The organism is Streptomyces sp. NPDC046909 (assembly GCF_040644695.1).
Classification (GTDB): Bacteria; Actinomycetota; Actinomycetes; order Streptomycetales; family Streptomycetaceae; genus Streptomyces.
Window position 1 is genome coordinate 294,257 of record NZ_JBEYXC010000013.1, and the last position, 12,665, is coordinate 306,921.

At 69.0% G+C, this 12,665-nt stretch carries 15 protein-coding genes; 6 read left to right on the forward strand and 9 right to left on the reverse strand.

The window, feature by feature from the left end:
- Nucleotides 1-55: 55 nt before the first annotated feature.
- A complete protein-coding gene (locus ABZ928_RS36790; protein ID WP_361528488.1) occupies nucleotides 56-652 on the reverse strand; it encodes a M48 family metallopeptidase in 597 nt (198 codons plus the stop codon).
- A 271-nt stretch (nucleotides 653-923) separates the two neighbouring features.
- Between ABZ928_RS36790 and ABZ928_RS36795 the strand changes: the two genes are divergently transcribed.
- A complete protein-coding gene (locus tag ABZ928_RS36795; protein ID WP_361528490.1) occupies nucleotides 924-2,129 on the forward strand; it encodes a TOMM precursor leader peptide-binding protein in 1,206 nt (401 codons plus the stop codon).
- On the forward strand, nucleotides 2,122-3,492 hold the full coding sequence (locus tag ABZ928_RS36800) for an AarF/ABC1/UbiB kinase family protein (RefSeq protein WP_361528492.1): 1,371 nt from the start codon (nucleotides 2,122-2,124) through the stop codon (nucleotides 3,490-3,492). Before ABZ928_RS36795 ends, ABZ928_RS36800 begins: the two co-directional genes overlap by 8 nt.
- Before the next feature lie 33 nt (nucleotides 3,493-3,525).
- Here the strand turns inward: ABZ928_RS36800 and ABZ928_RS36805 are convergent, their stop codons facing one another.
- The 5 genes from ABZ928_RS36805 to ABZ928_RS36825 all read right to left on the reverse strand — a co-directional run bounded on the left by ABZ928_RS36805 (nucleotide 3,526) and on the right by ABZ928_RS36825 (nucleotide 7,423).
- A complete protein-coding gene (locus ABZ928_RS36805) occupies nucleotides 3,526-3,735 on the reverse strand; it encodes a hypothetical protein (protein WP_361528494.1) in 210 nt (69 codons plus the stop codon).
- A 138-nt stretch (nucleotides 3,736-3,873) separates the two neighbouring features.
- Complete coding sequence (locus ABZ928_RS36810; RefSeq protein ID WP_361528496.1) at nucleotides 3,874-4,197, reverse strand: hypothetical protein; 324 nt, start codon at nucleotides 4,195-4,197, stop codon at nucleotides 3,874-3,876.
- Entirely contained in the window at nucleotides 4,194-4,562 is a 369-nt protein-coding gene (locus ABZ928_RS36815) for a WhiB family transcriptional regulator (protein ID WP_020119791.1), read from the reverse strand. Before ABZ928_RS36815 ends, ABZ928_RS36810 begins: the two co-directional genes overlap by 4 nt.
- Before the next feature lie 173 nt (nucleotides 4,563-4,735).
- Nucleotides 4,736-5,026 carry a hypothetical protein gene (locus tag ABZ928_RS36820; RefSeq protein WP_361528533.1) on the reverse strand — a complete coding sequence of 97 codons (291 nt, stop codon included), beginning with the start codon at nucleotides 5,024-5,026 and terminating at the stop codon, nucleotides 4,736-4,738.
- A 198-nt stretch (nucleotides 5,027-5,224) separates the two neighbouring features.
- Complete coding sequence (locus ABZ928_RS36825; RefSeq protein ID WP_361528498.1) at nucleotides 5,225-7,423, reverse strand: ATP-dependent DNA helicase UvrD2; 2,199 nt, start codon at nucleotides 7,421-7,423, stop codon at nucleotides 5,225-5,227.
- 183 nt (nucleotides 7,424-7,606) lie between these two features.
- On the opposite strand from ABZ928_RS36825, the gene ABZ928_RS36830 reads away from it, so the two are divergent.
- Nucleotides 7,607-7,864: a mycoredoxin gene (locus ABZ928_RS36830; RefSeq protein ID WP_361528500.1), complete on the forward strand. Its 258-nt coding sequence runs from the start codon at nucleotides 7,607-7,609 to the stop codon at nucleotides 7,862-7,864.
- Between the two features lie 117 nt (nucleotides 7,865-7,981).
- Here the strand turns inward: ABZ928_RS36830 and ABZ928_RS36835 are convergent, their stop codons facing one another.
- Complete coding sequence (locus tag ABZ928_RS36835) at nucleotides 7,982-8,755, reverse strand: XRE family transcriptional regulator (protein ID WP_361528502.1); 774 nt, start codon at nucleotides 8,753-8,755, stop codon at nucleotides 7,982-7,984.
- Nucleotides 8,756-9,076: 321 nt separating this feature from the next.
- On the opposite strand from ABZ928_RS36835, the gene ABZ928_RS36840 reads away from it, so the two are divergent.
- Nucleotides 9,077-9,577 carry a hypothetical protein gene (locus ABZ928_RS36840; RefSeq protein WP_361528504.1) on the forward strand — a complete coding sequence of 167 codons (501 nt, stop codon included), beginning with the start codon at nucleotides 9,077-9,079 and terminating at the stop codon, nucleotides 9,575-9,577.
- 132 nt (nucleotides 9,578-9,709) lie between these two features.
- Nucleotides 9,710-10,282, forward strand: coding sequence for a class I SAM-dependent methyltransferase (locus tag ABZ928_RS36845; protein WP_361528506.1), 573 nt, complete (start codon nucleotides 9,710-9,712; stop codon nucleotides 10,280-10,282).
- 21 nt (nucleotides 10,283-10,303) lie between these two features.
- Here ABZ928_RS36845 and ABZ928_RS36850 read toward each other — a convergent pair whose 3' ends face one another.
- Both ABZ928_RS36850 and ABZ928_RS36855 read right to left on the reverse strand, forming a co-directional pair.
- Complete coding sequence (locus tag ABZ928_RS36850) at nucleotides 10,304-10,888, reverse strand: recombinase family protein (protein ID WP_361528508.1); 585 nt, start codon at nucleotides 10,886-10,888, stop codon at nucleotides 10,304-10,306.
- 225 nt (nucleotides 10,889-11,113) lie between these two features.
- Complete coding sequence (locus ABZ928_RS36855) at nucleotides 11,114-11,839, reverse strand: class I SAM-dependent methyltransferase (protein ID WP_361528509.1); 726 nt, start codon at nucleotides 11,837-11,839, stop codon at nucleotides 11,114-11,116.
- A gap of 315 nt (nucleotides 11,840-12,154) precedes the next feature.
- On the opposite strand from ABZ928_RS36855, the gene ABZ928_RS36860 reads away from it, so the two are divergent.
- Nucleotides 12,155-12,487: a helix-turn-helix domain-containing protein gene (locus tag ABZ928_RS36860; RefSeq protein WP_361528511.1), complete on the forward strand. Its 333-nt coding sequence runs from the start codon at nucleotides 12,155-12,157 to the stop codon at nucleotides 12,485-12,487.
- Nucleotides 12,488-12,665 lie beyond the last annotated feature (178 nt).

Consider the following 12,665-nt stretch of genomic DNA (forward strand, 5'->3'; position numbering starts at 1 on the left):
ACAGTGGACGAAGTCGGTACAGACCCGGTACACAATCCCCGGCCGGGGCTGTCGGTCACTCTCCTCGCGCGCCCGGCAAATGGGGCAACCGGTCGGCCGCGACCACGCCTTCGAGATAGCCGCGGGCCCGCTCGGTCCGCGGGTACGCCTCAAGGAGCCGCCAGAAGCCGGGCCCGTGTCCCGGCACGAGCAGATGCGCGAGTTCATGGACGAGCACGTAGTCGACGACGTACTCGGGCATGCCCTGGAGCCGGTGGGACAGCCGGATGCTGCCCTCGGAGGGGGTGCACGAGCCCCAGCGGGTGTTCTGGTTGGTGACCCAGCGCACCGAGCTGGGCCGGGCGCGACCGTCGAAGTACTGGTCCGACAGCCGCTCGGCGCGCTCGGACAGTTCGGCGTCGCCGAGGACCCGCTTGCTCTCCTGGGCGGCCAGTTTGTCGAGCATGACGCTCACCCAGCGTTGCTCCTCCGCCTCGGACATCCGGGCAGGGATCAGCACGACGGTGCGGTCGCCCTCGCGGTACGCGGAGACCGTCCGACGTCGCCGGGCGCTCCTGCGCACCTCGATCGCGCTCGCACCCGAGCCGCTGGGCGGCTGGCTCGACGCGCGTCGCTGTGGTGTTCCGGCACGGTGCAGTGGGTCGGCGGACACGCCCCGACGTTACCCGCTGTGAGTGGTGGAAGTCCCGACTCCGGGACGGTTCGGTCCGGATCCCCCACCATGCGTTTGATTTGTACGACGAATACCCCCCGCCTGTGGACAACTTTCGGCAGCGGATCGCGGATCCGGGCATGCTGGCATTCGCCGACGGAGCAGCGGCCGACCGATGGGCCGGCTCCGGGCGGCGTACGGGGATGTTCCACGAGGGCTACGGGGGCCTGTCATGCAGTCTTCACAAGATCCGCCGGTTACGACGATCCCGGTGGTTCCACTGGTCAAACCCGCGCTGCGGCGCGGCTGGCGCGACCTCGACACCGTGCAGTTCGGGATGACTCCGGCGCACGCGATGACGCTGGGTCCGATGGACACCGCGACGAGCTGTTTCCTCGACCTGCTCAACGGCACCCGCGGTCCGGTGCTGCTGCGCGAGGAGGGGCGGCGCATGGCTCTGCCCGACGGTCATGTCGACGGGCTCATCGAGCGGCTGGCGCGGGCCGGGCTGCTCGACGACGCGAGGGGCGGCGGCCGGGCCGGTGACGCGCTGCGCAGAAAGAGGAGGGTCCTCGACCGGCTCCGCCCCGACCTCGCCTCGCTGTCCCTGACCACGTCCGAACCGGGCGAGGCGATGGGGCTGCTGGCCGCCCGCCGGTCGCTGCGCGTGCAGATCAGAGGTGCGGGCCGGGTGGGTTCGGTGCTGGCCTCGCTGCTGACGGGTGCCGGGGTCGGCGAGGTCGATGTCCGTGACGTCGGCGAGGTCGAGCCGTGGGACGTCGGACCGGGCGGGCTGCCCGTCGAGGCGATCGGTGAGCGCAGGGACGAGACGGCCCGGCGCGTGGCACGCCGGTCCGCACCGGACCGCTCCGCGCGCCGGTCGCCCTCCGCGGACGGCGAGCCCGGTTTCTCCCTGGTGATCCTCACCCCGAGGGACGACGTCGCCGTCCACGCCCCGCCCCCTGACGACCCCCTGGTCGAATCCGGTACGCCGCATCTGTACGCCGGGGTCGTGGAGGCCACCGGTGTCGTCGGCCCTCTCGTCCTGCCCGGGGTGACGAGTTGCGCTGGCTGTCTGCACGAGGGGCGCACGGACCGGGACCCGGTGTGGCCGCGGCTGGTCGCGCAGTGGCGGTCGGGGTCGGGAAGGCCGCGCCATGTGCGCCCGTGCGATCTGGCGCTGGCCACGACCGTCGCCGGGCTGGCGGCCGCGCACGCGCTGTCCTTCCTGGACGGCCGGACCCCGTCGAGCGCCGGAGCCCGCTGGGAGGTGTCGCTCCCCGCGCTGAACTGGCACGCGCGGCCGGTCTGGGCGCACCCCGCATGTCCCTGCGGGGCCGCGGAGAAAGGTAAGGGAGAACACACCGCTGAGGACGGGGAGTCGCACGAGACAATGGCGGGGCAAGGGCCGTCGAAGGAGTCGCCCCGTCAGGCGGACACGGCACGGCCGGCTGGGACTTGGAGGGCGCATGTCTGATCTTCCCCGGAAGGCGGTCACCCGGACCGCCAAGCTCGCCGCACTCCCGCTCGGCTTCGCAGGCCGGGCGACCTGGGGGCTCGGCAAGAGAATCGTCGGGGAGTCCGCGGAGATCGTCGGCCGTGAGCTGCAACAGCGCACGGCGGAGCAGCTGTTCAAGGTGCTCGGCGAGCTCAAGGGCGGCGCGATGAAGTTCGGCCAGGCCCTGTCCGTCTTCGAGTCGGCGCTGCCCGAGGAGGTCGCCGGCCCCTATCGTGCGGCGCTGACCAAGCTCCAGGAGGCGGCGCCGCCGATGCCGACGCGCACCGTGCACGGAGTGCTGACGGAGCGGCTCGGGGCGGACTGGCAGGACCTGTTCCTGGAGTTCGAGGACAAGCCCTCCGCCGCGGCGTCGATCGGTCAGGTGCATCACGCGGTGTGGCACGACGGCCGCGAGGTGGCGGTCAAGGTGCAGTACCCGGGAGCCGGCGACGCCCTTCTGTCCGACCTGAACCAATTGAGCCGTTTCGCCCGACTGTTGGGCCCGCTGATCCCGGGCATGGACATCAAGCCGCTGATCGCGGAGCTCAGGGACCGGGTGTCCGAGGAGCTGGACTACGGCTTGGAGGCCCAGGCCCAGCAGGTCCACGCCGAGGAGTTCGAGGGCGACCCGGACGTCGTGGTGCCGGCGGTGGTCCACCAGTGCGACCAGGTCCTGATCACCGAGTGGATGGACGGCGTCCCGCTGTCGGAGATCATCGCGGACGGCACCCGGGAGCAGCGCGACCGCGCCGGCCAGCTCCTGGCCCGCTTCCTCTTCTCCGGCCCGGCCCGCACCGGGCTGCTCCACGCCGACCCGCACCCCGGCAACTTCCGGCTGCTGCCCGGCGGCCCGGACGGCGAGGACGACTGGCGCCTGGGCGTCCTCGACTTCGGCACGGTCGACCGCCTCCCGGGCGGTCTGCCCACCCCCATCGGGGACTCCTTGCGCATGACGCTCGACGGCGAGGCCGAGGCCGTCTACGAGCTGCTGTGTCTGGAGGGCTTCGTCAAGGACTCCATAGACCTGGACCCCGACGCCGTCCTCGACTACCTCCGGCCGATCATCGAACCGGCCCTGCTCGACGAGTTCACCTTCACCCGCGGCTGGATGCGCAGCCAGGCGGCCCGTATCGCCGACATCCGCTCCCCCGCCTACCAGCTGGGCAAGCAGCTCAACCTGCCCCCGGCCTATCTGCTCATCCACCGTGTGACGCTCAGCACGATCGGCGTCCTGTGCCAGCTGGGCGCGACGGTACGACTGCGGGAGGAACTGGAGGCATGGCTGCCGGGGTTCGTGCCGGACCTGGACGAGGAGACGGAGGAATCGGTGGCGGAGGCCTGAGTCCGGCCCGTCACCGGGACGCCTGAGCCCGGCCTACCACCAGGCCGAGTCCAAGCGGCCCTCGATCGCTCTGAGGTTCTCCCTTGAGCAGGTGTCGCAGAAGTACTGGCGGACGCCGTTCTCCACGGAGCAGGTCCAGGTGGGTCGGGGGCCGTCGGCGATGGTGCCGCAGCGGGCGCACACAAGAGGCTGGGGCTCCGTGGCGGAGCCGCCGTCTTCACTGCCCCCGGGAAGACTCGTCACGCGGCGACGATATCGCCGTGGCCGGTGGATCCGCGGGCACAACGCACCGCGGGGGCCGGTCCGTTCGGACGGACCGGCCCCCGCGGGGAGCTTTCTCCTCCCGAGGTTCCGGGAGGTCACCGCTTCAGGTGTGGTTGCTTACTGCATGACCGCTATGGCCAGCGCGCGGCGGGCACGCATCGAGGCGCGCTCGGCCTTGCGCTGCATCCGGCGGGCGGCGGCCAGGCTCACGGCCCGGCGCTCCTGCTCGGCGGCGTGCAGTCGCTCGTGCATATGCGCACGGGCGAGGGCTTCTGGTTGGAGTTGCATCTCACGGGTCCTGTTCTGACGCGAGTCGGTCGCGCCGGTGATGGTGAAGTCTGGGATAGCGGAGCCTGCGGGCTCGGTGGTGGACGGCTTCATCGGGGCCTGCTTCTTGGGGTCGTGCGTGAGGGGGCGGTCGATCGTTCCTGCGGTGTTCATGCCGTGACCGGGTTCTTGCGCGGGCGACCACGCGGCCGCTTCCGGGCGACGACGACACCCTGGACGAACAGCTCGCCACCCCAGACGCCCCAGGGCTCACGCCGCTCCTTGGCGCCGGCGAGGCAGGCCTCCATCAGCGGGCAGGTACGGCAGAGGGACTTGGCGTACTCGACGTCGGCCGGCGACTCGGCGAAGAAGACCTCCGGGTCGTAGGAACGGCAGGGGACGGGTACGCCGAGGTTCTCGATGGCGTCGTCGAGCGCGGTGAGCGCGGTGAGCGGGATCAAGGTGGAGTCCTCCGTGAGGCCGGGCGGGGGGATCGTTTCGGAAGGCGGTACGGACGGGGCGTGCGCTTCGAGTTGCACGGGTCGTCTTCCTCGTCTGGTCGGTCCGGCCCTGTGGGACCGGTAGTCGGCTTGGTACCGGGTTCTTTTCTTGTCCCGAGGCCCCTTCGCTCCGTCGTCCCCGTTCGGGGAAAACAGAAGGGCCGCGGATCCCGGATGGGGTTCCGCGGCCCTGAAGGCGCCGGCCTGATCAATCAGGCTGGATCACTCCAGGGTTCTGGCCCACGGAAGGCCCACATCAGGTGGTGCTGCGTCGTCTGCTTCCGGCTGCCGGCACCGGCTGCCGTAAAGGCATAGGCGTGCGCCTGTCCCTCTACTGCTTCCAGTGCCTTGGTCGGTCGCTCATTGCGCTCACGGACGGGGAGACCCAGACCCGCGAGGGACACGGAGGACGCCGGGCCGGCGACACGAATGCCGGACAGACCGGTGCCCTGGTTCGAGACGGCGAGCATGCACAGGGAGGCGACGACCGAGCGATCGGTCATTTTCGCGGTGTAGCTGGCGTTGATGCTGGTCACTGGACTCGCCTCCTCTCGGCGTCTCGGGGGACTGGGGTGAGCCAGTCCTACGGGTATGTAAGTAGAGCACGGAATTGGGGCCTCCGAGAAGGCCTCCGTTCCCGTGGCTAAGAACCTATGGGGATTGCTGGGGCATGCGCAAACTATTTTTTCGACGAGTTCCCGTCAGTCCTCATCTTCTTCGTCCCCGGGGTCCTGGCCAGCGCAGATCGCCAGGACATCGGCCCCGAAGCGGTTGAACTTGCGCGCCCCGACCCCGGGGATCCGGGTCAGCTCGCCCTGGTCGTCGGGGACGGCCTCCGCGATCGCCATCAGTGTCTTGTCGGTGAAGACACAGAACGCGGGCTGTCCGCTGCGCCGCGCCTGCTCCGCCCGCCACTCGCGCAACCGCTCGTAGAGGCCCTCGTCCATGTCGGAGGGACAGTCCTCGCACCGCATCAGCTTCATCTCGCCCGCGTCGGTGAGGGTGCGGCCGCAGACCCGGCAGCGGGCCGGGGTGCGCTGGGTCCGCCGGGGCACCACGCCCGCCGTGCCGCCGCCGAAGCCGCGCTCGACGCCGCCGGAGCCGCGGGCGGCGGCGCGCCCCGCGGTACCGGTCGAGCCGGGGCGCAGTCCGTCGAGGAAGCGGCTGGGGCGGCGGTTGGGGCGTCCGCCCGGTGAGCGGGACAGGGCCCAGGAGACATGGAGGTGCTCCCGGGCGCGGGTGACGCCGACATAGAGGAGCCGGCGTTCCTCCTCGATCTGCTCGTCGGTCTTTGCGTAGGTGATCGGCATCATGCCCTCGGCGACCCCGACCAGGAAGACGACGTCCCACTCCAGGCCCTTGGCCGAGTGCAGGGAGGCGAGGGTGACGCCCTGGACGGTCGGGGCGTGCTGGGCGCCCGCCCGCTCGTCCAGTTCCACGACGAGGTCGGCGAGGGTGGCGCCGGATCTCGCGGCGGCGAAGTCCTGGGCCAGATTCACCAGGGCGGCCAGCGACTCCCAGCGCTCCCTGACCGCGCCGGAGCCGGCCGGGGGCTCCGAGGTCCAGCCCTCGCCGGAGAGCACGGCACGCACCTGGGAGGGCAGGTCGGGGGCGTCGTCCAGGAGGGCGTCGTTGCCGCCGAAGCGGGAGGCGGCGCGCAGCGCGACACCGGCCTTGCGCACTTCAGGGCGGTCGAAGAAGCGCTCGGCGCCACGCAGCTGGTAGGGGATGCCGGCGTCGGCGAGCGCCTGTTCGTACGTCTCGGACTGGGCGTTCGTGCGGAAGAGCACCGCGATCTCGGAGGCCGGCACCCCTGCCGTCATCAGCTCGCGGATGCGTCGGGCGGCGCCCTCGGCCTCGGCGGGCTCGTCGGTGTGCTCGGTGTAGACCGGCTCGGGCCCGGGGGCGCGCTGGGAGACGAGTTCCAGGCGGTGGTCGGCGGCGCGGCCGCTGGCCTGGGCGAGCAGTCCGTTGGCGAGATGGACGACCTGCGGGGTGGAGCGGTAGTCGCGGACCAGCTTGACGACGGTGGCACCGGGGTGGCGGGTGCGGAAGTCGAGCAGGTGGTCGGGAGTTGCTCCCGTGAACGAGTAGATCGTCTGGCTGGCGTCCCCGACCACGCAGAGGCTGTCCCGCTCGCCGAGCCACAGCTCCAGCAGGCGCTGCTGGAGGGGGCTGACGTCCTGGTACTCGTCGACGACGAAGTGCTGGTACTGGGCGCGGACCTGGTCGGCGATGTCGTGCCGGTCCTGGAGGACGCCCACCGTCAGCAGCAGGACGTCCTCGAAGTCGATGACTCCGCGCTCGCGCTTGAGGTCCTCGTAGGCGGTGTAGAGCTGGGCGACCTCGGCGGGGTTGCGCGGGGCCTCCCGGCGCGCCTTGACGGCCGCGAGGGCGTAGTCGGCGGGGACGGTCTGGGTGACCTTGGACCACTCGATCTCGGCGGTGACGTCCCGCAGCTCGCCCCGGTCGAGGCGGATGCGGCAGGCGGCGGCCGCGTCGGCGACGAGCTGGATCTTCCGGTCGACGAGCCGGGGCATGGAGCCGCCGACGGCTTTCGGCCAGAAGTACTGCAACTGGCGCAGGGCGGCGGAGTGGAAGGTGCGGGCCTGGACCCCGGCGGCACCGAGCTGGCGGAGCCGGCCGCGCATCTCGCCGGCGGCGCGGTTGGTGAAGGTGACGGCCAGCACGCTGGAGGGCTGGAGGATGCCGGCGCGCACTCCGTAGGCGATGCGGTGGGTGATCGCCCGGGTCTTGCCCGTCCCGGCGCCCGCCAGCACGCACACCGGCCCGTGCAGGGCGGTGGCCACCTCGCGCTGCTCGGGGTCGAGCCCCTCGAGCACCGCGTCGGCCGAGTCCGGTACCTGCGGGAAGAGGGTGGAGTGCGTTGCTGCTGTCACACCGCCATGCTGCCAGGTCGGCGGAGACGGCTGTGCCGGTTGTCCACAGGCAGGGGCTCGCGGTCGTACTAATGCGGCAGGCGTCACCTGGCCGGGCACCGCGATTCGGGAATGACGGGCGGGTCGCGTACGTTCCCCCACCGGATCATCTCGTCCCCGAGCCACCAGAGGAGTGCGCGAGACATGCAGGGCACTGTGACGATGTACAGCACCACGTGGTGCGGTTACTGCCAGCGGCTGAAGAAGCAGCTGGACCGCGAGGGCATCGCGTACACCGAGATCAACATCGAGCAGGACCCGGCGTCCGCGGCTTTCGTCGAGAAGGCGAATGGCGGAAACCAGACGGTCCCCACTGTTCAGGTAGTTCCCTCCAGTGGCGGCACCGAGGTCGTGATGACGAACCCGAGCCTCGCCCAGGTGAAGCAGGCGCTCGGCGTCTGACGGACGCGTTCCCTGTCACACGTAGAGAGACCCCCGTCATCGAAGTTCGACGGGGGTCGTCTGCTGTCTTGCGCCGCCCTTCAGCAGGAGGCGGGCCCGAGGAAGGGCACACCTCTCTCAGTCAGGGAGGGTCGAGTACCGCTCAATGCTTGCGCGCCCCGTGGACCGGTCGAGTAGGCGCAGCTCCCATGGACCCGTGTTCACATCGAAGTCCTTGCCGAAGCCGACCCACTTGCCCGCCATGCGTCGGCCCGTCGGCTCGATGAGCAGCTGAAGCACACCGTGGTACCGGGCACCCTGGTAGTACCCGTCAGGCGCCGTCTGCTCGGTCCATGTACCGGTGACAACGTTCCGGTCGACGGTGAGGTCCAGAGACATCGGGCTGTCCGGATTGGTCGACGCTCCGGGCAGGCTCTGAGCTGTCAGCCGGTTGCCGTGCTGGACGATCACGACGTGATGCTTGCAGTCGAATGTCTCGTCACGGCTGGACGAGTAGAACTCGTACCGGGACAGCCAGATCCCCGCGTACTCGCTCTGTAGCTCCGGCTCCGGGCTTGTGACAGCGTCAACGGTGCCGACTTCCCCAGCCTCCATGTCGTGGCCTCCTGCCCCATCTGAGTGGACGCGTGCCATCGGAATCGCGAACCCCAGTGACTCGGGGGTGCGGCCGGTGAGCTGCTTCAGCGCCCGCGCGTAAAGCGGGCGGCACGTCCTGGTCTCCCCGGACTCCCAGCGTTGCACGAGTCGCTTGGAGGCGTCGTTCGACTCCCCCAACTCCTCACCCGCGCGACGCAGGCCCTGGGCGAACTCGTCCTGGCTGAGGTTCATCGACTTGCGTACAGAGGTCAGCACATCGTTCGGGATTCGCTCACGCTCGGCCGTAGTCGTCATGGTCCGAGAGCAGCCACGCCCCGCCTCCAATGACACCGGTTTGACGCCCTCGGGCTGACGCCGACATGCCGTCCGAGCGACGCCCTGAACCTCGGCGCAATGGCCACGACCGATCCGGAACATGGTCGCCATGCCCATCCACATCAGCGCCTACACGGTGAGAGCCGACGGCACTCGGACCGAGCCACGCACCCTGTACGAGGGTGAGGGCGGGTAACCCCTCGCCACCGGCCTGATGCCGCCGTGCCTGTGCCCCAAGTGCAGGGGTGGGCGAAATGACCGGAGCACCACGGACCCCCAATTACGTGGAGGCAAACCAGCATGAGCACGGCAGTACTGATCCGCGACCCGAAGGCGTACGTCACTCCGGACGTGTGGGAGCGGGAGGTGGCACTCCTCCTCCGCAACCCGGAGAACACACGCGAACAGGCCGAGGCCAAGTTCGGACAGGCCATCGCCTACCTGGTCACGTGCGGCGAGAACCCGGACCTTCTCATGGGCCCGTCCAAGCAGGTGGACGAGGCATGGCACTCGTTCATGCTCGACTCGATCCCGTACCACCACTTCACCAATCGGCACTTCGGCCGGTACATCCACCACGTTCCGGAGCTTCCGGGGACGGCGGCTGATGTCCTGTGCATCTCCGACGACGAGGTGACGCGGGATGGGCATGACCCCAAGACCGGTGGCCCGCTCGTCCTGGAGCAGACGATCAAGGCCATCAAGGCAGCCGGGTTCGAGATCGACGCGGACCTGTGGGGGATGGAGGACGCGGCCGACTGCAACCAGTGCCACGCCGGGTGCCACGACTCGCCCAAGTAGTAGTGAGCAGCACGTGAGTTGGGCCCCATCCCCGTACGTTGGGGGTGGGCCCCTCTCACAGGAAAGGATCACCGCATGTCATTGGCCGAGTCCTGGGACAGGTACGCGGTCGGGAGCAAGCCACGCAGGACCGTGAACGCCAAGGGCGATACGACCTGGCTCAACTGGACTCAGTACGCCGATCACGGGCCGGACGAGACCGTTCTGGGTCCCATGGCCGGACGCAGGGTTCTGGAACTCGGCTCAGGAAGCGGCAGTAACCTCGCGCACCTGGTGGCGCTGGGTGCGACAGGCGTAGGCGTGGATGTTGCCCCCACCCGCGAGACGGTCGCGCAGGAGCGCTGGGGCGATCTGCCGGGCCTTGAGTTCCGCACGGCGGAGGCGACGGCGTTCCTGAGCGAGACGGACGAGACGTTCGATGTCGTGCTCTCGATCTTCGGTGCGGTGTGGTTCGTCGATCCGGACACCCTGCTCCCGCTGATCCGCTCACGCATGGCGCCGGACGGAATCCTGGCTTTCTCACACCTGCCCCCAGGAAGCCAGGGGCCCAAGCCCGCCAAGGCCGGACTGCGCCACGACCGTACCCCGGATGAGTGGAGGCACATCCTGACGGGGCACGGCTTCTCCGACGTGAGCGTTTCCCTGATCGGTCCACCAGAGGGCAAGGCTGTGGGCACCATGCTTGTCTGCGCCCGGTCGGCCTGACCGCGCGGCTGTACGCCCGTCTCAGGCGCTCTCTCCGATGTGGCGGTACAACGTGGCACGGGAGATCCCGAGGGCCTTGGCAATGGCACTCACACTCTCACCCTTTGACTTCCTGGCACGGGCCACGGCGAGTACGTCCTCATCCACCACAGTCGGCCGTCCACCGGTACGCCCCTGCGCCTTGGCTGCGTCCAGCCCCGCGCGGGTGCGCTCCTTGATGAGGCTGCGCTCAAACTCCGCCATGGCCCCGACCACCTGAAGCATGAGACGGCCGTCAGCCGTGCCGGAGTCGATGTTGGCCAGTGCACCGGTGAGCACCTTGAACCCGATACCCCGCTCCCGAAGGGTGTCGACCATGGTCACAAGGTCGATGAGCGACCGGGCGAAGCGGTCGAGCTTCCACACGCACAGGGTGTCGCCGGATCTGGCGTAGTCCAGTGCGGCCGTGAGCTCTGGCCGGTTGGTGTTCTTCCCGCTGGCCTTGTCCTCGAAGATCCGGGCGCAGCCTGCGGCCGTCAGTGCGTCGAGCTGAAGCTGCGCTTCCTGGTCATCCGTGGAGACGCGGGCGTAACCGATGAGCTGACCAGTGATCGTGTTCGTCGTCATGACACGGACCGTCTCAGAACTCATCTCAAAATGTCAAGCCTGAGACGGAAGTTTCGAGACGGGTTTTGAACAGGGCTGCACCCCCTTCCGGGGCACCTGCCGTCTCGTCTCACAAACCTTGGTTTTCGAGACGCCCGCCACTGGTTACGCTGCGCGAGCGTCGTCCTGTGCCATGGCACCTTGAGTGTGCGTCATCGAAGTCCGAGTGGCGCGAATCACCGACGATCACGGACGTCGCGCCAGGAAGACGAACTCCCTTCCTGGACGGTCGGGTGCGTCGCGAACGTCATCCACCACGTATCCGTGCGCGATCAGGTCCCGCTCGACTTCCTCCCGCTCGCGGAAACGCAGGGTCGAATCCGACGTCAGCACCTGTCCATCCGCTGCGAACCCGTAGGTCCAGCGGAACGTCACCAGAGGCCAGCTCACCTCGATCAGCTGGACCCAGCTCTCGACGGAGCCGACACCGGGGATCTCCGTCACGCGGTAGGAGTTCTCGCGGGTCCACTCCTCCCAGGCGCGTCTGGCCGGATCGCGCGTCTCGAAGACCAGAAGCCCACCAGGACGGAGCACCTCGTAGGCCCCCCGTAGCGTCGTCCGCCACATCTGCGGATCGGCGATGGCCTGGGCAACGTTCGCTGTCATCGTCGCGACGTCAACCCGCAGCGGTGGGAGGTCTGTCGCGTCACCGCAGATCCAGCGCACTCGCTCACTGCCCGGTTTGGCCCGGGCGACATCAACGGACCCCAGCGCGGGATCGACGCCGACGACCTCGATCCCACGGTCAGCCAGAAGAAGTGCGAACACCCCTGTGCCGCAGCCGATGTCCAGCACTCGGCGCGCCTCGAACTCTTCTGCGATCTGGAGGTAGGCGTGGAGATCGCTGCGGTCGGGATCGAGCGGATCGTAGATCGCGGCGAGCCGTGGATGTGCGAAGCAGTCGTCAGCCATGCGGTCGAACGTATGCAGTGCTGGGTCCGAACAGCTACCGAGTTTTGCCGACGGTTCTCCTGCGGCACCAGCGCACGGTAGAGCGGCGGTGGAGGGGTGGGGTATGACCCCCCGGCCAGTGCTTGCCGACCGCCGTGTCTTGGCGGCTCAAATCCTGCCACGGTTCTGGGGCCCGTCTGAGAGGCGCCTCACATGCGTTGACCTGCGCTTTTACCCCAGGGGGGCCTGTAGATTTTGGAGTCCTTACGAGTCTTCGGAGAAGGGAAGCCCGAGATACAGGAACACGTATGGCGTCGTGCGCTGGTGCGCTCGAACATGAAGCACGCAGAGAAGCTGGTCGGCGTCGCCATGGCGTTGTACGCGGACTACGAGACGGGCGAGAACGTTTGCCCGTCGAACGGAACGATCGCCAGAGAGCTCGGCTACGGCGGGAAGGCTCCAGAGCAGACGGTCAACAAGATCGTTGGCAAGCTGCGTAGGGCGGGCTGGCTCACGAAGACAGGCAAGGTGCCGGACGGTCCAGTGATCTACCGACTCACCTTGCCGAAGCAGGGGGGTATGGCTGAGGAGCCATACAACCTACATACCTTCAAGAGCGACGGCGGCAGGAGTGAGGAGCCAGCGGCGAAGAGCAAGCCGGTGGGCTGATGGGGCTCTCTGAAAATCCCCACCAGGTGCTCAGCAGACGGACAGCCTCGCTCAGTTGATCTCCCCATCTCGGATCCGAGAGAGGGTCGGCATCGGATCGTGGGCACACCTGAGGCCACATGTCACCGCCACCGGGCCTGTTGGGCTGCGGTGGCGGCGGCGATGACGTGTGGGAGTT

Bases quoted from the DNA above. Each gene is read 5' to 3' on its own strand.
- ABZ928_RS36800 (WP_361528492.1), top strand. From the start codon at position 2,122: ATGTCTGATCTTCCCCGGAAGGCGGTCACCCGGACCGCCAAGCTCGCC.
- ABZ928_RS36810 (WP_361528496.1), bottom strand. From the start codon at position 4,197: ATGAACACCGCAGGAACGATCGACCGCCCCCTCACGCACGACCCCAAG.
- ABZ928_RS36820 (WP_361528533.1), bottom strand. From the start codon at position 5,026: ATGACCGATCGCTCGGTCGTCGCCTCCCTGTGCATGCTCGCCGTCTCG.
- ABZ928_RS36830 (WP_361528500.1), top strand. From the start codon at position 7,607: ATGCAGGGCACTGTGACGATGTACAGCACCACGTGGTGCGGTTACTGC.
- ABZ928_RS36835 (WP_361528502.1), bottom strand. From the start codon at position 8,755: ATGACGACTACGGCCGAGCGTGAGCGAATCCCGAACGATGTGCTGACC.
- ABZ928_RS36840 (WP_361528504.1), top strand. From the start codon at position 9,077: ATGAGCACGGCAGTACTGATCCGCGACCCGAAGGCGTACGTCACTCCG.
- ABZ928_RS36850 (WP_361528508.1), bottom strand. From the start codon at position 10,888: ATGACGACGAACACGATCACTGGTCAGCTCATCGGTTACGCCCGCGTC.
- ABZ928_RS36855 (WP_361528509.1), bottom strand. From the start codon at position 11,839: ATGGCTGACGACTGCTTCGCACATCCACGGCTCGCCGCGATCTACGAT.
- ABZ928_RS36860 (WP_361528511.1), top strand. From the start codon at position 12,155: ATGAAGCACGCAGAGAAGCTGGTCGGCGTCGCCATGGCGTTGTACGCG.